Annotated in this window: 19 protein-coding genes; 13 read left to right on the top strand and 6 right to left on the bottom strand. The window is 53.5% G+C overall.

The window, feature by feature from the left end; all coding sequences use genetic code 11:
* Positions 1–8: 8 nt before the first annotated feature.
* Positions 9–1205, bottom strand: coding sequence for a glycine C-acetyltransferase (gene kbl, locus ACOTXL_RS11430; protein WP_045332959.1), 1197 nt, complete (start codon positions 1203–1205; stop codon positions 9–11).
* A gap of 213 nt (positions 1206–1418) precedes the next feature.
* Between kbl and rfaD the strand changes: the two genes are divergently transcribed.
* From rfaD to ACOTXL_RS11400, 6 genes are read left to right on the top strand one after another with little or no spacing between them, the layout of a single operon-like run.
* Complete coding sequence (rfaD, locus tag ACOTXL_RS11425; protein ID WP_045332960.1) at positions 1419–2351, top strand: ADP-glyceromanno-heptose 6-epimerase; 933 nt, start codon at positions 1419–1421, stop codon at positions 2349–2351.
* Between the two features lie 2 nt (positions 2352–2353).
* Positions 2354–3400, top strand: coding sequence for an ADP-heptose--LPS heptosyltransferase RfaF (gene rfaF, locus ACOTXL_RS11420; protein WP_003860863.1), 1047 nt, complete (start codon positions 2354–2356; stop codon positions 3398–3400).
* A gap of 3 nt (positions 3401–3403) precedes the next feature.
* Positions 3404–4387: a lipopolysaccharide heptosyltransferase RfaC gene (gene rfaC / locus ACOTXL_RS11415; RefSeq protein ID WP_032608202.1), complete on the top strand. Its 984-nt coding sequence runs from the start codon at positions 3404–3406 to the stop codon at positions 4385–4387.
* A gap of 3 nt (positions 4388–4390) precedes the next feature.
* Positions 4391–5500 carry a glycosyltransferase family 9 protein gene (locus tag ACOTXL_RS11410; RefSeq protein ID WP_032608201.1) on the top strand — a complete coding sequence of 370 codons (1110 nt, stop codon included), beginning with the start codon at positions 4391–4393 and terminating at the stop codon, positions 5498–5500.
* 5 nt (positions 5501–5505) lie between these two features.
* The gene (locus ACOTXL_RS11405) at positions 5506–6405 is read left to right on the top strand and encodes a glycosyltransferase family 2 protein (protein WP_045350349.1); all 900 of its coding nucleotides are present in this window, start codon (positions 5506–5508) and stop codon (positions 6403–6405) included.
* Positions 6393–7604 (top strand): O-antigen ligase family protein, encoded by a 1212-nt coding sequence (locus tag ACOTXL_RS11400; RefSeq protein WP_023315170.1) that lies wholly within the window; start codon positions 6393–6395, stop codon positions 7602–7604. The genes ACOTXL_RS11405 and ACOTXL_RS11400 overlap by 13 nt, the downstream gene beginning before the upstream one ends.
* Before the next feature lie 26 nt (positions 7605–7630).
* On the opposite strand, the gene ACOTXL_RS11395 is transcribed toward ACOTXL_RS11400, so the two are convergent.
* Positions 7631–8584 carry a polysaccharide deacetylase family protein gene (locus ACOTXL_RS11395; RefSeq protein ID WP_022650150.1) on the bottom strand — a complete coding sequence of 318 codons (954 nt, stop codon included), beginning with the start codon at positions 8582–8584 and terminating at the stop codon, positions 7631–7633.
* 150 nt (positions 8585–8734) lie between these two features.
* Here ACOTXL_RS11395 and rfaQ point away from each other — a divergent pair, with 150 nt between their 5' ends.
* The 7 genes from rfaQ (at position 8735) to coaD (ending at position 15627) form a co-directional block, all read left to right on the top strand.
* Positions 8735–9805 carry a putative lipopolysaccharide heptosyltransferase III gene (gene rfaQ, locus ACOTXL_RS11390; RefSeq protein WP_003860870.1) on the top strand — a complete coding sequence of 357 codons (1071 nt, stop codon included), beginning with the start codon at positions 8735–8737 and terminating at the stop codon, positions 9803–9805.
* Entirely contained in the window at positions 9802–10929 is a 1128-nt protein-coding gene (locus tag ACOTXL_RS11385; protein ID WP_045350351.1) for a glycosyltransferase family 4 protein, read from the top strand. Before rfaQ ends, ACOTXL_RS11385 begins: the two co-directional genes overlap by 4 nt.
* A gap of 2 nt (positions 10930–10931) precedes the next feature.
* A complete protein-coding gene (locus ACOTXL_RS11380) occupies positions 10932–12032 on the top strand; it encodes a glycosyltransferase (protein WP_022650148.1) in 1101 nt (366 codons plus the stop codon).
* Between the two features lie 11 nt (positions 12033–12043).
* A complete protein-coding gene (locus ACOTXL_RS11375; RefSeq protein ID WP_045332963.1) occupies positions 12044–13033 on the top strand; it encodes a glycosyltransferase in 990 nt (329 codons plus the stop codon).
* 66 nt (positions 13034–13099) lie between these two features.
* Complete coding sequence (waaA, locus tag ACOTXL_RS11370) at positions 13100–14374, top strand: lipid IV(A) 3-deoxy-D-manno-octulosonic acid transferase (protein WP_003860874.1); 1275 nt, start codon at positions 13100–13102, stop codon at positions 14372–14374.
* Positions 14374–15144 (top strand): glycosyltransferase family 2 protein, encoded by a 771-nt coding sequence (locus tag ACOTXL_RS11365; protein WP_003860875.1) that lies wholly within the window; start codon positions 14374–14376, stop codon positions 15142–15144. Before waaA ends, ACOTXL_RS11365 begins: the two co-directional genes overlap by 1 nt.
* 3 nt (positions 15145–15147) lie before the next feature.
* Positions 15148–15627: a pantetheine-phosphate adenylyltransferase gene (coaD, locus tag ACOTXL_RS11360; RefSeq protein ID WP_023315165.1), complete on the top strand. Its 480-nt coding sequence runs from the start codon at positions 15148–15150 to the stop codon at positions 15625–15627.
* A 2-nt stretch (positions 15628–15629) separates the two neighbouring features.
* Here the strand turns inward: coaD and mutM are convergent, their stop codons facing one another.
* The 4 genes from mutM to radC all read right to left on the bottom strand — a co-directional run bounded on the left by mutM (position 15630) and on the right by radC (position 17821).
* The gene (gene mutM, locus ACOTXL_RS11355) at positions 15630–16439 is read right to left on the bottom strand and encodes a bifunctional DNA-formamidopyrimidine glycosylase/DNA-(apurinic or apyrimidinic site) lyase (RefSeq protein WP_003860879.1); all 810 of its coding nucleotides are present in this window, start codon (positions 16437–16439) and stop codon (positions 15630–15632) included.
* 72 nt (positions 16440–16511) lie between these two features.
* A complete protein-coding gene (gene rpmG, locus ACOTXL_RS11350; protein WP_003024094.1) occupies positions 16512–16679 on the bottom strand; it encodes a 50S ribosomal protein L33 in 168 nt (55 codons plus the stop codon).
* A 22-nt stretch (positions 16680–16701) separates the two neighbouring features.
* Positions 16702–16938, bottom strand: a complete 237-nt coding sequence (gene rpmB / locus ACOTXL_RS11345) for a 50S ribosomal protein L28 (RefSeq protein ID WP_002436699.1) — start codon at positions 16936–16938, stop codon at positions 16702–16704.
* A 217-nt stretch (positions 16939–17155) separates the two neighbouring features.
* Complete coding sequence (radC, locus tag ACOTXL_RS11340) at positions 17156–17821, bottom strand: RadC family protein (protein WP_006812419.1); 666 nt, start codon at positions 17819–17821, stop codon at positions 17156–17158.
* Positions 17822–17982: the final 161 nt, after the last annotated feature.

Raw genomic sequence — 17982 nt, 5'->3', positions numbered from 1 at the left:
ACACGTCCTCAGGCAATTACGCCCAGCTGTTTGCCGATGCGGGTAAAGGCTTCCACCGCACGTTCAATTTGTTCAGGCGAGTGCGCCGCAGACATCTGGGTGCGGATACGCGCCTGACCTTTTGGTACCACCGGGAAGAAGAACCCGGTCACGTAAATCCCTTCTTTCTGAAGCTCACGAGCAAATTGCTGCGCGACAACCGCGTCGCCCAGCATCACCGGAATGATCGCGTGGTCAGCACCGGCCAGGGTGAATCCTGCGGCACTCATTTTTTCACGGAACAGGCGGGCGTTAGCCCACAGGCGGTCGCGCAGCTCAGCGCCGGATTCCACCATCTCCAGCACTTTAATAGAGGCAGCCACAATCGCCGGCGCCAGGGAGTTGGAGAACAGGTACGGGCGGGAGCGCTGACGCAGCCACTCAACCACCTCTTTACGCGCAGCGGTATAACCGCCAGACGCGCCGCCGAGCGCTTTGCCCAGCGTACCGGTGATGATGTCCACGCGGCCCATTACGTCACAGTATTCGTGGGAGCCGCGACCGTTTTCGCCGACAAAGCCAACCGCGTGAGAGTCATCCACCATCACCAGCGCGTCGTATTTATCCGCCAGATCGCACACGCCCTTCAGGTTGGCGATCACGCCATCCATGGAGAACACGCCGTCGGTGGCGATCAGCACGTGGCGGGCACCGGCTTCACGGGCCTCTTTCAGGCGGGCTTCCAGCTCAACCATGTCGTTGTTGGCGTAGCGGAAACGCTTCGCTTTACACAGGCGAACACCGTCGATGATGGAGGCGTGGTTCAGGGCGTCGGAGATAATCGCATCTTCTGCGCCGAGCAGGGTTTCAAACAGACCGCCGTTGGCGTCGAAGCAGGATGAGTACAGAATCGCGTCTTCCATTCCGAGGAAGTTCGCCAGCTTTTGCTCAAGCTGCTTGTGGCTGTCCTGGGTACCGCAGATAAAGCGAACGGAGGCCATACCGAAACCGTGGGTGTCCATGCCGCTTTTCGCCGCGGCAATCAGCTCAGGGTGATTCGCAAGACCTAAGTAGTTGTTCGCGCAAAAGTTGATCACATGGCTGCCGTCGGCAACGGTGATGTCCGCCTGCTGGGCAGACGTGATAATACGCTCTTCTTTGAACAACCCTTCCGCACGTGCGGTCTCGAGGTCGCTGTTTAACTGTTTGTAAAAATCACCACGCATTGCAATTCTCCAGACTCGGCAAATTTTGGCACATATTACCCAAACCAATAGTTCATGACGAGATGACGCAGTATCTCTTCTCGTTTTTGCAGCATAAATCACGCGTACCCCTGCTGCATATCGGTGAATGGCTGAAGCCTGAGCATTGTGATGATATGATAAAGAGATTAGCGTTCGGGATACTCCCCGACTCATACTTCAAAGGTTACAGTTATGATCATCGTTACTGGCGGCGCGGGCTTTATCGGCAGCAATATTGTTAAGGCCCTCAATGACAAAGGCATCACCGACATTCTGGTGGTGGACAACCTGAAAGACGGCACCAAGTTCGTGAACCTGGTGGATCTGAACATCGCTGACTACATGGATAAAGAAGACTTCCTTATCCAGATTATGGCGGGTGAAGAGTTCGGCGAGATCGAAGCCATCTTCCACGAAGGTGCGTGCTCCTCCACCACCGAGTGGGACGGCAAGTACATGATGGATAACAACTATCAGTACTCCAAAGAGCTCCTGCACTACTGCCTGGAGCGTGAAATTCCGTTCCTGTATGCCTCTTCCGCGGCAACCTACGGTGGGCGCACTTCAGATTTCATCGAATCCCGCGAATATGAGCAGCCGCTGAACGTCTACGGTTACTCCAAATTCCTGTTTGATGAGTACGTGCGTCAGATCCTGCCAGAAGCGAACTCGCAAATTGTCGGCTTCCGCTACTTCAACGTCTACGGGCCGCGCGAAGGCCACAAAGGCAGCATGGCGAGCGTGGCGTTCCACCTGAACACCCAGTTAAATAACGGCGAAAGCCCGAAACTGTTCGAAGGCAGCGACGGCTTCAAGCGTGACTTCGTCTACGTGGGCGACGTGGCGGCAGTGAACCTGTGGTTCCTGGAAAATGGCGTGTCCGGCATTTTCAACCTGGGCACCGGCCGCGCGGAATCCTTCCAGGCGGTGGCAGACGCGACGCTGGCGTACCATAGGAAAGGCAGCATCGAGTACATTCCGTTCCCGGATAAGCTGAAAGGCCGCTACCAGGCATTCACTCAGGCGGACCTGACTAACCTGCGCGCCGCAGGCTACGACAAGCCGTTCAAGACCGTTGCCGAAGGCGTAACGGAATATATGGCCTGGCTGAACCGCGACGCATAAGTATGAAAATTCTGGTGATCGGCCCGTCATGGGTGGGCGACATGATGATGTCGCAAAGTCTCTATCGCACGCTCAAGGCGCGTTATCCCCAGGCGATAATCGACGTGATGGCACCCGCATGGTGCCGTCCGCTGTTATCGCGTATGCCGGAAGTGAACGAGGCGATCCCGATGCCGCTCGGCCACGGGGCGCTGGAAATCGGTGAACGCCGCAAACTCGGCCACAGCCTGCGCGAGAAACGCTATGACCGCGCCTACGTGCTACCTAACTCCTTCAAATCTGCCCTTGTGCCCTTCTTTGCGGGCATCCCGCATCGTACCGGCTGGCGCGGTGAAATGCGCTACGGCCTGCTGAACGATGCTCGTGTGCTGGATAAAGAGGCCTGGCCACTGATGGTCGAGCGCTACGTGGCGCTGGCCTACGACAAAGGCGTGATGCGCAGCGCGAAAGATCTGCCGCAGCCGCTGCTGTGGCCGCAGCTCCAGGTAAGCGATGGGGAGAAATCCCACACCTGCAACGCATTTGGCATTTCGTCCGAACGCCCGATGATTGGGTTCTGCCCTGGCGCGGAGTTTGGTCCGGCAAAACGCTGGCCGCACTATCACTATGCAGAGCTGGCGAAACAGCTTATCGATGAAGGCTATCAGATTGTGCTGTTTGGCTCGGCGAAAGATCATGAGGCGGGCAATGAAATTCTCGCCACGCTCAGTACCGAGCAACAGGCCTGGTGCCGAAACCTGGCCGGGGAAACGCAGCTCGAGCAGGCGGTTATTTTGATTGCCGCCTGTAAAGCCGTGGTGACGAACGACTCCGGTTTAATGCACGTCGCCGCCGCGCTGGATCGTCCCCTGGTTGCGCTGTATGGCCCAAGCAGCCCGGACTTCACGCCGCCGCTGTCGCACAAGGCGCGCGTGATCCGTTTAATCACCGGCTACCACAAGGTGCGTAAAGGCGATGCCGCAGAAGGCTATCATCAGAGCCTGATCGACATCACGCCGCAGCGCGTCCTTGAAGAACTCAACGCATTGCTGTTGAGCGAAGAAGGATAACGGATGCGGGTATTGATCGTTAAAACCTCCTCAATGGGTGATGTTCTGCATACGCTGCCGTCGCTGACGGACGCCATGCGGGCCATTCCCGGCATCCGTTTTGACTGGGTGGTGGAAGAAGGCTTCGCGCAGATCCCCACCTGGCATGAAGCGGTTGATCGCGTGATCCCGGTGGCCATTCGCCGCTGGCGCAAAGCGTGGTTCTCCGCACCGATTAAAGCCGAACGCAAAGCCTTCCGCGAAGCGGTGCAGGCCCGGCGTTACGACGCGATCGTCGACGCCCAGGGGCTGGTGAAAAGCGCCGCGCTGGTCACGCGTCTGGCGCATGGCGTAAAGCACGGCATGGACTGGCAAACCGCCCGCGAACCGCTGGCGAGCCTGTTCTATAACCGTCGACACCATATTGCGAAACAACAGCACGCCGTGGAGCGCACCCGCGAGCTGTTCGCGAAAAGCCTGGGCTATGCAAAACCTGAAGCCCAGGGTGACTACGCTATTGCACAGCATTTTTTGCGCGAGACGGAGGAGCATGCCGCGCCGTATCTGGTGTTCCTGCATGCCACAACGCGCGACGATAAGCACTGGCCGGAAACGCACTGGCGAAGGCTGATTGAACTAATGCAACCTTGCGGTATCCATATTAAACTCCCGTGGGGCGCTGAACATGAGCGTCAGCGTGCGGAGCGTCTGGCAGCCGGTTTTTCCCATGTCGAGGTGTTACCCAAACTCACGCTGGCGCAAGTTGCCGCACAGCTGGCGGGCGCAAACGCCGTCGTTTCTGTGGATACAGGGTTAAGCCATTTAACCGCCGCACTGGATCGACCTAATATCACGATTTTCGGCCCGACCGATCCGGGGTTGATCGGGGGTTACGGTAAAAACCAGCATCAGATGGTCAGCCCTACGCAACAAACGAAGGATATTAGCGCAGATGCTATTTTTTCATTTTTACAGGGCAGCCATCGGCTTTCCAACAGGGATATTTAACCCATGAGTTATGTATTTCTGCTGATTTTACTCTTTCCGGTGAAACTCATCCGGAAGCTGTTTCGAAAGGACACGGGCAAGAACCTTGTCATTCAAACAGCCAAAATCGGTGACTTTATTAATGCGACGCCTCTTCTGGCCTGGCTGCAAAAAAGCGATGTGTTGATCAGTCGCAGCGTTGGTGCGCTGGCGAAGCATGATGAGACTATCGAGCAGATCTATTTTATTGAGCAGCATAAGCGCAACCTGTGGCGTAAACTGTGCTTCGCGTGCAGGATCATGAACCGCTACGACAACGTCTACCTGCTACAGCCCAACAGCGTGAACCTCTTTTTTGCCGCCGTCTGCAATGCCAAAAACAAACAATTTTTAAGCATTTACACGCGCAGGTGGTATCACGGGATTTTCTATCTCGCGGCCGACGGTACCGTTGAGCATGGCAAAAAAACGCTTTCGGTGACGAACTACCTGAAACTGGCCGACCGCTCGCTCACATGGCAAGACTCTCCCAAGCACGCCACAAAGCCGCTCTTCAAGCCGACGACCTGGCCGGCTATTCTTGATAAACCTGACGTTATCCGCATCGGCATCAGTATTGCGGCAGGCAATAAAGCCAAAACCGTCCCTCCGGGTATCTGGAAGCGGATTGTTGATCAACTCGCTGATTTACCCTGCGAGTTTTATGTCTTCGGCGCGCCAAACGAACAGTCGTGGATGGATGATATCACCCGCCTTTACGGTGAAATCCCTAATTTTATTAATCTTATTGGCAAAATTTCGCTAGAAGAGCTTCCCTGGGCCATTTCAAAGATGGACTGCTATATCGCGTCTGACTCGGGGAATGTCTATATCGCAGACGCCGTCGGCGTGCCGGTGGTCCTGCTGTTTGGACCGTGTTGTCATTACGAACAGCGTCCGCTTGGCAATGTGATGCTGATCGGGAATGACGACAACATTTGTTCTTATGTGTTTGAAACGCGCTATTACTTCCCGCAAGAACGGGAAGCGCTATTCTCTGTCACTGACTCCGCGTTACACGATCTTCAGCAGTTTGTCCGTACATTACCCAAAGCCCGCTCACTGGCTAGCGCTACCGACGCTCAAGGAAACTAATTTTTATGGCTTTTTTAAGCGTCATTATTGCTGCGCATAACGCTGAAGCTACGCTGCACGCCACGCTTTCAAGCCTGCTGGCAGCAATCGGTCAGGACACTGAAGTCATTATTTTCAATGACAGTTCTGAGGATGCCACGCAGGCAATAATTGAAGAGTGGTCGCCGAAATTTCCTCAGATCATCACGCGCACCGTGAACTTTCGTAACGTAGGCCGGGTACGAAACAGCGCTGTCGCGCTGGCATCGGGAGAGTATATTACGATGCTCGACAGTGACGATTGCTTAAAGCCGGGCAGCCTCGGGGACGCAATAGCCTTCCTGAAAGCGCAACGTCCGGATATGTTACTGACACGTTTGCTTGAGATTCGCGATCCCCGGAAAATGACTTCAGACTGGCAGGGATTTAATCCTGTGCCATTGCCACAACATGAAGCAGTCGCTCGTTTCTTGCGCCATAAAGACTTTCAGGCGCATCTCATTGGCCAGTTTATTCATCGTAGCCTGTACGAGAGTAACCCTATTCCTCCGATGTTATGTTATGAGGATTTCGCTGTCTTCCCTGGAATGCTGATGCAATCGAACAAAATAGTCTATCAACGCCAGGGGCATTATTATTACATCAAGCGTCGCGACAGTTTGTCGAGCACTCTGGACGCCAGCAAAATTTCAACGCTTGTCGAATGCACGTTACAGATGGAAAGAACATTTCCGTCACGCTACAAACATCTCGTCAATTGCCACTGGTTTGATATTTACAGCAACCATCGGTCCTGTCTGACAGACCAACAATTGCAGCTCGTGAAACAACGCGTAAAGGCCATGTATACATTGTCTTTTTTCCTCTCCACCGATGTTCGTTTTAGCTATAAAAAAAGGGTTATTGAGGCATTATGGAAAAAATAAAACCACGGCTCTATCAACTGACGATCGCTTTGAGCCTCATCTCTTTGATACTGGCTTTAGTCAGTTCAGGGAAGCAAAGAGAGTTTTTCTATATTGCTATTTACGTCAGTATTATTGGCCTGGCTTTCGAATATAAAAAAATCACTCTGCGACCTTTTACTATAGCGCTGCCCATTCTGCTGATTGGATTACTTAACCTCGGCTGGTATTTACTCTATGAGTATCATAACGAGGGACTCAACCTTTACAGCGACTATCTCGGTGCCAGCAAAAAATTAATTTTAGCGAGTGTCCTGATTTTCTATATTGACCGCTTTAAGTTTTATATCGATAAGGACACCTTCAGGAAATTTTTCTTCTTCGCAACGGCCTTAGGGTTTGTGCTCGCCACAGGGTATGGCTTGTGGCAGGCCTCACAAGGTATGACTCGCGTTGAGATGGCAATTAACCGTGCCACCGTTTCAGCCTATGTTTATTCTGTCCTGTCACTGGCTTTCGTATACAGTCTTTACCTTCAACAGAACGTGAAGCTGTATGTTGTTGCGGGCTTCACTATATTAATCTCTTACTTCGTCATACTGTTGACGGGGACCCGTGCTGCGATGGGTTTATATCTGCTTCTGGCAATTGTGCTCACGCTTTATCATTTCAGAAAGATTCATCTTAAATCCGCCCTCATCTTTCTATGCATTGTTGCAGGCGTTGTAATCGTTAGCTACAAGCCATTGATTTCGCCGAAAATTAAACAAACCCAACGTGAGGTTGAACGTTATCAACAAGGTTTTGACCGCACGTCATTGGGCGCACGTTTTTCGATGTGGACTGTCGGGATCGAGAATGGTCTTGCGCATCCGTTAGGGCAATCGCTGGAACAGCGTGAAGCGTGGACGCGGCAGTATATTAAAGACGGACATCCGCACCTTGGCAGTGCACTCGAATACATCAAAGTTCATCTGCATAATGAATTTATTGAGAAATACTCTTTGCAGGGGATCCCCGGCGTAGCGGTAATGCTCTTTTTCTTCGTTTCGATGATTGCGTATGCCCTACGAAACAGAAACGCGCTGCTGCTAACGTCAATGCTTCTTTTGCTTTTGTATGGACTGACGGATGTCATACTGCTCAGTTCAGAAGCCTTAATCTTCTTTATGATTTTGTTTGCGTTAAGTACACCTTTCTCACAAACAAAGCAGCAATAATAAATATGCCCGCCTGGCGGGCATAACTATTTTTTGTACTGGTAAAACTCCGCAAGCGTCATCCCCACGGTCTTATCTGATAACCAGGTAAAGAGCTGCTCCAGATCCTGATACAGTCCCTCAATCGCGGCCTGGTCTTTAAAAGTAGGGCTGCCGCCAGGCATAAATTCCGACGAATGCAGCATGAACTCTACGTAGTCATTCCCCTGAGCCAGGCACTGCTGCGCAACCTTAATCATCTCCTGCGCGTTACCGCCGGACGGGCGTAACCAGTTAACTGACGGAGAACGGTATTTACCGCGCAGACGATCGTAACCCTGCTTCAGGGAATTCAGCCATGCCGGGTGTTTATACTGGATACTCATCGGCACTTCGAGGAGAGGGCTGTTTCCCGGCCGGGAAATGTCGTCTACGTCCAAAAAATAGGCGCGATCGGGAAAATGCTGGTAATTCGTTCCGCCATTACCCTGCGGGGCACCTTTCGCGTTGCGCCAGTTCACGCGCGGCGTAACGGAACAATCTACCTGATACCCCAGCTCAATCAGCAACCGGGCGTAACGGCTGTCGAATGCCCAGCGCCCGGCGCGATGGCTGAGCATTTTTGTCTGGAAAGTCTCTTCCAGTAAGCGGGTCATGAACAGCACTTTCTCACGCATGACCTCGTCTGAAAACTCAATCAGATAAGGCTGCCAGCGCCAGTCATCACCGGTCAGATCGTGCTCCGGAGGGCTATTCCAGGCATGGAGATGCATTCCCACCTCACCCTGGCCGCGGGCTATGACCTCTTTCGCGAACTCAATGAATACCGGTTCGACGGCCATCTCGTAGTTGGTCAGCCAGACGGGCTTAAAGCCGAAGCGTTCACAAAGCGCCTGAAACCGCGCCAGGTAGCGCGCGTTTTCCGTTTTGATCACCCGGTGGTTCTGCCAGAGATTATCCCCTTCGGTATCGATCGTGATGATAAACGCTGGTTTTTTCATAATAAGTCCGCAAGACAAAATAGTTAGCGCTATGTTACGCACGCCCGAAAGCAGGAGTAAACCCTTCCAGGGAAATTCCTGACATTATGGAGAAAGAGTGCAAGTCGTTACCAGGTCTATTAGAATTGCCAATAGTACAACGCCGATAAGATGATGATGAATAACTTACCTGACACGCCTGATTTGCGCATTTTACTGATCAAACTTCGCCATCATGGCGACATGTTACTCACCACCCCCGTCATCAATTCATTACGCCAGAAATGGCCTGAAGCCCAAATCGACGTGCTTCTCTATGAAGAGACGCGAGACATGCTCGCCGCGCATCCGGCAATCGGGACGATCTATGGTATCGATCGTAAATGGAAGCAGCTGGGGACGCTGAAGCACCTGCAAAAAGAGTGGCAGTTGCTTCGTGCTTTACGCGCTCAGCATTATCATCTGGTGATCAATCTTGCCGATCAGTGGCGCAGCGCGATTGTTACCCGCTTCACCGGCGCACCGGTTCGGCTCGGGTTCGCTTTTAACAAGCGCAAGAATGCCTTCTGGCGTTTTTGTCACAGTGAACTGGTCTCGGTCGCCAGCCATCAGTCGCTGCACACCGTTGAACAAAATCTCTCCATACTGTCAGCGCTGCCGGTAATGGCCAACCCTACCGTCACCATGGCTTACAGCGCGGATGACTGGCGCCATGCTCACCAAAAGCTGACACAAAAGGGCGTGGGAGACCGCTACATCGTTATTCAACCCACGTCACGCTGGTTCTTTAAGTGCTGGGACGAAGGCAAAATGGCGCAAACTATCGCCGCGTTGCAGCAGGACGGCCACACTATCGTCCTTACGGCGGGACCGGATAAGAAAGAGCTGGCGATGATTGACCGCATTCTTGCCGCCTCCCCGCAGACGGGTGTTGTATCGCTGGCAGGGCAGTTAACCCTGCGCCAGCTGGCCTCGCTAATCGATCACGCGATCCTGTTCATTGGCGTTGACTCCGTACCCATGCACATGGCCGCCGCCCTTCAGACGCCCTGCGTGGCGCTGTTTGGCCCGTCAAAATTGACGTTCTGGTCGCCATGGCAGGTTAACGGCGAGGTCATCTGGGCAGGTAACTACGGCCCGCTTCCCAACCCTGACGCCATTGATACAAAAACGACAGAACGTTATCTCGACGCCATCCCCGTTGATGCTGTCGTCTCCGCCGCAAGGAGATACCTGCAATGAAGCTTCATCGTCTGGCCATTGTGCGCCAAAAATATCGTCCGGATGGAGGAGCAGAACGTTTTGTCTCCAGGGCACTTACCGCGCTGAGCAATCAAAATCTTGAGCTCAACGTCATCACCCGCGAGTGGCAGGGCGAAAAGCAGGACGACTGGCATATTCATATTTGCGATCCACGAAAGTGGGGCCGCATCAGCCGTGAGCGCGGCTTTGCACACGCCGCACGCGCGCTGTGGCAGCAACAGCAGTTTGATATTGTCCAGAGCCACGAACGTATTCCGGGCTGCGATATTTACCGCGCCGGGGATGGTGTACATCGACGCTGGCTGCTACAGCGTACGCGTATTCTTCCCGCCTGGCGTGCGAAGCTGCTTATGCACGATCGTTATCACCGCTACGTGATGAACGCAGAACGTGAAATGTACCAGGCTCCCGAGTTGAAAGCCGTTATCTGTAATGCGGAGATGATCAAACGCGAAATCGTCGAAGACTTTGATATTGACGCAAAAAAGATACATGTGATTTATAATTCAATAGATTCCAGCCGCTTCGTTCCGGCAGAAGAGAGACAACGCGCTGTACTGCGTCAGCAATTTGGCTTACCCGCTGATGCCGTCATTTTCTGCTTCGTGGGTTCAGGGTTTGAACGCAAGGGGCTGGCAAGCGCTATTCGGGCTATAGCAGGAACATCGGCGTGGCTGGTTGTGGTCGGTCAGGATAAAGCGGAAAGCCGTTATCGCGACCTCGCCCGTTCATTAGGCTGTGAAAGGCAAATCCGTTTTCTGGGGATGCAAAAAGAGACGCTGCCATTTTATCAGCTTTCTGATGGTTTACTGCTGCCGACGCTGTATGATCCTTTCCCTAACGTCATACTTGAAGCAATGGCCTGTGGATTGCCCGTCATTACGTCAGAGAGTTGCGGTGGTTCAGAATTTATTGAGCAAGGCCAGAACGGGTTTTACTGTGATGCACTTGATATCCACACATTGAAGGAGGCCGTCATGTCCATCCCTTCACTGGAAAAAAATAATAATATGGGGCTTGCGGCGCGTGAACGCGTCAGAGAAGCAACCCCTGAAAAACTATCAAGTCAGCTTATTTCGCTTTATCAAAAATTACTGGATTAATAATGCGCATCCTAATGATTATTGATGGTTTACCCGGTGGAGGAGCCGAAAAAACGGTTCTCACCCTCTCCAGCGGACTGACAGAACTGGGGCATCAGGTCACCCTTTTCTCCTTACGGAAGGTGTGCGACTACGCCATTCCGGAAGGCATCGATTTTCAGATTGTGCAGGATACCTGTAAAAAACCCTGGCGGAAGCTGACCGAGATCCCGCGTCGCGCCCGTTTGCTGGATCGCGCCATCGAGAAGGCAGAACGCAGCGGTAAATTTGACGTCGTGTTCTCGCATCTGCATAAAACCGACCGTATCGTGGCGCACAGCCGCGTGCTGGATCGGGATAAGGTCTGGTTCTGCGTTCACGGGATGTTCTCCTTCTCCTATTTGCGCCATCGCAGCGGGCTTTCTCGCTGGTTTAAGCATTATAAAATTCGGCATACCTATGAAAACCGCAACGTGGTGGCGGTTTCCGGCGCCGTGCTGCACGACCTCTCTGAAGTACTCGCGATCCCCCTGCGGCGCAAAGCGGTTATCCATAACCCCTTTGATATCCCTGAAATTCAGCGTCTGGCGGAAGCGCCCTTTGAGATGCAGGGGCAGGATTACATTATCCACGTTGGCCGTTTTCATGAACACAAACGTCACGACCGGCTGCTGCGGGCGTTTGCGCTGAGCAAGATCGACGCATCGCTGGTGTTGATGGGCAAAGGTTCTGACGCGAAAATAAACCAGCTCAAACAGCTTGCCGCTAAGCTGGGAATTGAAAACAAGATCGTCTTCCGCCCGTTCGAAACCAACCCCTACCCGTGGATCAAAGGGGCACGCCTTTTAGTGTTAAGTTCCGACTGCGAAGGTTTTGGTAATGTACTGGTAGAGTCCATTATCTGTCAGACCCCACCGGTGAGTACAAACTGCCCTGGCGGTCCTGCTGAGATCCTTACTGGCCCCCTGGCGCGAGGTCTGACAGCGTTAACCGACGAATCACTGGCGAAAACACTGGCAGAATTGTATGCCTCTCCGCCAGTTGTTGATCGCGAAACGATCGCATCGTTCGGTATTAACGCCATTTGCCAGCAATACATTGCTTTGGTCGACAACCAAAAATAATCAGGTTTCATATGCAAAATTCAGCGCCTTTATTAAGCGTGGTGGTTGCCGTTTATAACGGTGAAGCTTTTCTCGATCAGTTCTTTACCTGCCTTGTAAATCAACACATCGACAGTATGGAAGTCATCATCGTGAATGACGGCTCCACTGACCGCTCGATGCAAATTGTCGAAAAATGGCGCGAAAAGCTGCCACAGATGCAGGTTATTGAACAACCTAATCAGGGCGTGTCCATCGCGCGTAATACCGGCCTGGCGGTTGCGACCGGGCAGTATCTCTCTTTCCCGGATATTGATGATGTCTTCAAACCCGGCATGTACCAGCGTCTGCTGGATATGGCCGTCAAGCAGAACCTGGATGTCGCCACCTGCAATGGCAACTACGTCTGGGAAAATAACAAAAAACCGTCTCGCCCTATCTTCCCTGAAGATAAGCTCGCCTCAACGGGCGTCATGAATGGTGCGGCATGGTTAAAAAAGGCGCTGGATTCACGTAAGTTCCTGCATGTGACCTGGCTGAATATCTATCGTCACGATTTTATTCGTCAGCACGGCTTCCGTTTCGAGCCTGGCCTGCGCCATCAGGATATTCCGTGGACGACTGAGGTGCTGCTTGCCGCGGAACGCGTTCAGTACACCAGCGAACGCTTTTACGACTACTACATTCACTCCGCCTCGGTATCGCACACCCCGGATAATGACGACACGCTGATTCGCTCTGCGCGCCATTACATGAAGATACTGAAGATGCTTGATGCCATTAACCAGCGCTACCCGGATAAAGTGAAAAATATCCCGGCCTGCCACTGGCAAATCGCCAAAGAGGGTCTGGGAATTATTCATACCTTCGACAACATGAAGGATGAGGCGAAGAAAGCAATGATAATCAAAGAGTTCTTCGACACCGGGATCTGGAAGCTCATCTGGAAAAGTGCCAAAAGCCCGCGTTTGCGCTGGCGCCTGGGCCGACGCTACTTCCGTTTAAAACGGTATCTGGCATAAGAGATAGCTTTAGCACGCTTAAATGCTTAGAATTTCCCGGCCGAAACTAAAAAAACGGATAATCGCTTGGAATTGTTGTATACCGCCCTGCTCTACATCATTCAGCCACTGGTTTGGCTGCGACTGTTGCTTCGTAGCCGTAAAGCGCCTGCGTACCGTAAACGCTGGGCCGAACGCTATGGCTACTGCCGCAATAAAGTGGCGCCGGACGGTATTCTGCTGCATTCCGTGTCAGTCGGGGAAACGCTGGCCGCCATTCCACTGGTGCGTGCCCTGCGCCACCGTTATCCGTCACTGCCCATCACCGTCACCACGATGACGCCAACCGGCTCAGAGCGCGTGATGTCTGCCTTCGGTAAAGACGTGCATCACGTCTACCTGCCGTACGATCTCCCCTGCGCCATGAACCGTTTCCTGAATACCGTGCGCCCTAAACTGGTGATCGTCATGGAAACCGAACTGTGGCCGAATATGATTTCCGCCCTGCATGCCCGTAAAATTCCTTTGGTTATCGCCAACGCGCGTCTGTCGGAACGCTCGGCTAAAGGGTACGGCAAGCTGGGTAAATTTATGCGTCGCCTGCTCAGCAAAATCACGCTGATCGCCGCGCAGAACGAAGAAGATGCCGCGCGCTTTATCGCCCTCGGCCTGAAGCGCAACCAGCTTGCGGTCACGGGTAGCCTGAAGTTCGATATTTCCGTCACCCCTGAACTCGCCGCCCGTGCGGTAACGCTGCGTCGTCAGTGGGCGCCGCGTCGCCAGGTCTGGATTGCCACCAGCACCCATGATGGCGAAGAAGCCATTATTCTTCAGGCTCACCGCCAGCTGCTGGAAAAATTCCCTGATTTACTGCTGATTCTGGTTCCTCGCCATCCTGAGCGTTTTAAAGATGCCCGCGAGATGGTGCAAAAAGGCGGTTTCAGCTTTACCCTGCGCAGCAGCGGCGAAATCCCCTCTGGCAGCACGCAGGTGGTGATTGGCGATACGATGGGCGAACTGATGCTGCTGTACGGCATTGCAGACCTCGCCTTTGTTGGAGGTAGCCTGGTGGAGCGAGGTGGTCATAACCCGCTGGAGCCGGCAGCCCACGCCATTCCCGTGCTGATGGGTCCACACACGTTTAACTTCAAAGATATCTGCGCGAAATTGCAGCAAGCCGATGGCTTAATCACCGTGACCGATGCGGACTCGGTGGTCAAAGAGGTCTCAACCCTTCTGACTGACGAAGATTACCGCCTGTGGTACGGTCGTCACGCCGTTGAAGTCCTGCATCAGAACCAGGGCGCACTGACCCGTCTGCTGCAACTTCTGCAACCTTATCTGCCGCAGCGGAGCCACTAATGTCAACGCGTCTGTCGGTCGTGATGATCGCCAAAAACGCCGCCGACCTGCTTCCGGATTGCCTGGCCTCTGTTGCCTGGGCTGACGAAATCGTCATTCTCGACTCCGGAAGTACGGACAATACGGCGGACGTTGCCCGTGCAGCCGGGGCAAAAGTCTTTACCGACACCGACTGGCAGGGCTACGGTATTCAGCGTCAGCGTGCGCAGGGTTACGCCACGGGCGATTACGTGTTGATGATCGATACCGATGAGCGCGTCACCCCAGAACTCCGACAGGCCATTCAAACGGTGCTTGCCGCGCCACAGCCTGGCGCGGTCTACAGTATCGCGCGTCGTAACTATTTCCTGGGCCGCTTTATGCGCCACAGCGGCTGGTACCCCGACCGCGTGATGCGCCTCTATGCCCGCGAGCGTTATCAGTACAACGATAACCTGGTCCATGAGTCTCTGGCCTGCGATAACGCTCAGGTCATCCCCCTGACGGGCGATCTGCTTCATCTGACCTGCCGCGATTTCGCCAGCTTCCAGCGTAAACAGCTGAACTATGCCACCGCCTGGGCACAGGAGCGGCATGCGCGCGGCAAGAAGGCCACGCTGACCGGCATCTTCACCCACACGCTGGGCGCGTTTCTGAAAACGCTGCTGCTGCGTGGCGGCGTGCTGGACGGCAAACAGGGCTGGTTACTGGCCGTAGTGAATGCCCAGTATACTTTTAACAAATACACCGAGCTGTGGGCGCTGAACCGCGGCTACTCAGAGAAAACGTGAGCCATGAGCACAAAAGCGATTTATCCGGGTACCTTCGATCCGATCACTAACGGTCATCTTGATATCATCACCCGTGCGGCGTGTATGTTCGACAAGGTGATTCTGGCCATTGCCGCCAGCCCGAGCAAAAAGCCGATGTTCGACCTGAACGAACGCGTGCAGCTTGCCACCGATGCGATTTCGCATCTGTCGAATGTTGAGGTCGTCGGATTCAGCGACTTGATGGCAAACTTTGCCCGTGACCGGCATGCCAATATCCTGATCCGCGGTCTTCGCGCGGTAGCAGACTTCGAATATGAGATGCAGCTGGCACACATGAACCGCCATCTGATGCCGGAGCTGGAGAGCGTATTCCTGATGCCCTCCAAAGAGTGGTCCTTCATCTCTTCTTCGCTGGTGAAAGAGGTGGCGCGCCATCATGGGGACGTTACCCACTTCCTGCCGGTTAACGTCCACCAGGCGTTGATGGAAAAGCTAAAGTAACCCTACTTCTGGCACTGACGGCAGTAAAACGTGGCGCGCTGAGCGTGCTTCGTGGCAATAATCGGCGTCCCGCAGGCTCTGCACGGCTCACCCTTACGGCCATAAACCTGCAACTCCTGCGCAAAATAACCCGGCTTCCCGTCGCTTTGCAGGAAATCCTTCAGCGTCGTCCCGCCCTGCTCAATTGAGCGCAGCAGTACCGCTTTAATAACCCTGACCAGCAGTTCGCACTCCTGCGCCGACAGCGAGGAGGCCAGCCGATCGGGATGGATCCCGGCGGCAAACAACGATTCGCTGGCGTAGATATTCCCCACGCCCACCACCAGCTTGTTATCCATCAGCCAGGGTTTAATCGGGGTTTTCTTTTTCGCGCACTTCTCTTTGAGATAATCTGCGTTAAACGCCTCTGAGAGCGGCTCAGGTCCGAGATGCGCCAGCACGTTGTGTCCTTCCAGCTCTTTGGTCCACAGCCATGCGCCAAAGCGACGCGGGTCGGTGTAACGCAGCACTTTGCCGTTACTCATCACCAGATCAACGTGGTCGTGCTTTTCCGCAGGCAACTCTTCGGTAAGAATACGCAGGCTTCCCGACATTCCCAGATGGATAATGATCCAGCCGTCAGGCAGCTCCAGCAGCAGGTATTTCGCGCGGCGCTGCACGCTCAGGACGGGTTTGTCACTTAACGCGTGGATCTCATCGGACACCGGCCAGCGCAGACGCCCGTTGCGAACGACAGCATGAAGAATAGTCGCGCCAACCAGATGGGGCTCAATGCCGCGGCGGCTGGTCTCTACCTCAGGTAATTCAGGCATGGTTCCTCCGTTGAGATGCAGAATGCAAAAAACCCCGCAGTTGCGGGGTTTTTCAATACAAGGAGACTAAAATTATTTGATTTTAGCTTCTTTGTACAGTACGTGCTGGCGTACAACTGGATCGAATTTTTTCAGTTCCAGTTTTTCCGGCTTAGTACGTTTGTTCTTCGTGGTGGTGTAGAAGTGACCTGTACCAGCAGAAGAAACCAGCTTGATTTTCTCGCGAATACCTTTAGCCATGATTTATTTCCTCTTTAAGTACTTAGTACTTTTCGCCACGGGCACGCAGTTCGGACAGAACTGTATCGATGCCTTTCTTATCGATTACACGCATACCTTTAGCAGATACGCGCAGGGTGACAAAACGCTTCTCGCTCTCAACCCAGAAACGGTGAGAGTGCAGGTTCGGCAGGAAACGGCGTTTAGTCGCGTTCAGTGCGTGGGAACGGTTGTTACCGGTCACCGGACGCTTGCCAGTAACTTGGCAGACTCGGGACATGTCTATTCTCCAAAAATCAAATTAGCTCGAGCTTCGTATGGGGTATCGGCGCCTCGTCAGGCTTTACAGCCCGGTCATCGCATAGTTCTATTGAACTCTCGATTGCCAGGCCCAAATGCCAAACCCGAGATTCTCAAAGGTGGCGTAGTATACGCTGACTCGGCGGTGTGCTCAAGTCCCGAACAGACAAAGATCCCGATGGATCGCGAGAAAAGGCCTAAATCCAGCCACGTTCGGCAAAAGAAATGTACTCTCCGCGGCCAATTATCAGATGGTCCAGCACACGAATGTCCATGAATTGACAGCATTTGATAATACGTTCGGTAATTGCTTTGTCAGCTCTGCTTGGTTCTGCACAGCCAGAGGGGTGATTATGCGCGAGGATCACTCCGGCTGCATTCACTTTTATCGCTTCCCGCACAATTTCACGCGGATGCACCTCAACATGGCTCAATGTTCCCGAAAAAAGGCGGGTATGTTTCAGTACCCGGTTTTTGTTGTCAAGAAAGATCACCATAAAGATCTCCCGCTCCAGATCGGAGAGCTGGCTTTGCAGAAATTCGCGGGTCATGTCGGGGGTGAGGATCGGGTCTTCTTCCTCCATACGCACGTTGTAAAATCGCCGGGCCAGCTCGGCAATGCCCCGCAACTGGGCATATTTCGCCACGCCAATGCCCTCAACGTGCGTAAACGCCTCCAGCTCAGCGGTCAGCAATCCATACAGTGAACCGAAATGGTCTATCAGTTCTTTCGCCAGCGTAAATACCGTTTTCCCCGGCGTGCCTGTGCGTAAAAAGAGCGCCAGCAGCTCGTCGTCCTTTAACAACGTGACGCCATGACGCAGCATTTTTTCACGCGGTAGCAGCAGTTCAGTCTCTTCCATGCCTGGCCTCCTTCTGTTTGCCATTATGCTGCCACAGGCAAATTCGGGGTTCGATGCTGGCATTTCGTTCTTGCGTAACGCCTCGCAAAGTGAATTAAGGACATCATCACCCCGTTTTAGGGATTGTGATAAAATGCCCGCTCTCTGGTGAAACCCAACAG

It is taken from the genome of Enterobacter cloacae complex sp. IR5402 (assembly GCF_049238125.1).
Taxonomy (GTDB): Bacteria; Pseudomonadota; Gammaproteobacteria; order Enterobacterales; family Enterobacteriaceae; genus Enterobacter; species Enterobacter hormaechei_C.
Note: the sequence above shows the minus strand (reverse complement) of the source record. Positions and strands in the feature narration are given on the sequence as shown.

Excerpts from the sequence above, each read along its gene's own strand:
- kbl (WP_045332959.1), bottom strand. The coding sequence starts at position 1,205 with ATGCGTGGTGATTTTTACAAACAGTTAAACAGCGACCTCGAGACCGCA.
- rfaD (WP_045332960.1), top strand. The coding sequence starts at position 1,419 with ATGATCATCGTTACTGGCGGCGCGGGCTTTATCGGCAGCAATATTGTT.
- rfaF (WP_003860863.1), top strand. The coding sequence starts at position 2,354 with ATGAAAATTCTGGTGATCGGCCCGTCATGGGTGGGCGACATGATGATG.
- rfaC (WP_032608202.1), top strand. The coding sequence starts at position 3,404 with ATGCGGGTATTGATCGTTAAAACCTCCTCAATGGGTGATGTTCTGCAT.
- ACOTXL_RS11410 (WP_032608201.1), top strand. The coding sequence starts at position 4,391 with ATGAGTTATGTATTTCTGCTGATTTTACTCTTTCCGGTGAAACTCATC.
- ACOTXL_RS11405 (WP_045350349.1), top strand. The coding sequence starts at position 5,506 with ATGGCTTTTTTAAGCGTCATTATTGCTGCGCATAACGCTGAAGCTACG.
- ACOTXL_RS11400 (WP_023315170.1), top strand. The coding sequence starts at position 6,393 with ATGGAAAAAATAAAACCACGGCTCTATCAACTGACGATCGCTTTGAGC.
- ACOTXL_RS11395 (WP_022650150.1), bottom strand. The coding sequence starts at position 8,584 with ATGAAAAAACCAGCGTTTATCATCACGATCGATACCGAAGGGGATAAT.
- rfaQ (WP_003860870.1), top strand. The coding sequence starts at position 8,735 with ATGATGATGAATAACTTACCTGACACGCCTGATTTGCGCATTTTACTG.
- ACOTXL_RS11385 (WP_045350351.1), top strand. The coding sequence starts at position 9,802 with ATGAAGCTTCATCGTCTGGCCATTGTGCGCCAAAAATATCGTCCGGAT.
- ACOTXL_RS11380 (WP_022650148.1), top strand. The coding sequence starts at position 10,932 with ATGCGCATCCTAATGATTATTGATGGTTTACCCGGTGGAGGAGCCGAA.
- ACOTXL_RS11375 (WP_045332963.1), top strand. The coding sequence starts at position 12,044 with ATGCAAAATTCAGCGCCTTTATTAAGCGTGGTGGTTGCCGTTTATAAC.
- ACOTXL_RS11365 (WP_003860875.1), top strand. The coding sequence starts at position 14,374 with ATGTCAACGCGTCTGTCGGTCGTGATGATCGCCAAAAACGCCGCCGAC.
- coaD (WP_023315165.1), top strand. The coding sequence starts at position 15,148 with ATGAGCACAAAAGCGATTTATCCGGGTACCTTCGATCCGATCACTAAC.
- mutM (WP_003860879.1), bottom strand. The coding sequence starts at position 16,439 with ATGCCTGAATTACCTGAGGTAGAGACCAGCCGCCGCGGCATTGAGCCC.
- rpmG (WP_003024094.1), bottom strand. The coding sequence starts at position 16,679 with ATGGCTAAAGGTATTCGCGAGAAAATCAAGCTGGTTTCTTCTGCTGGT.
- rpmB (WP_002436699.1), bottom strand. The coding sequence starts at position 16,938 with ATGTCCCGAGTCTGCCAAGTTACTGGCAAGCGTCCGGTGACCGGTAAC.
- radC (WP_006812419.1), bottom strand. The coding sequence starts at position 17,821 with ATGGAAGAGACTGAACTGCTGCTACCGCGTGAAAAAATGCTGCGTCAT.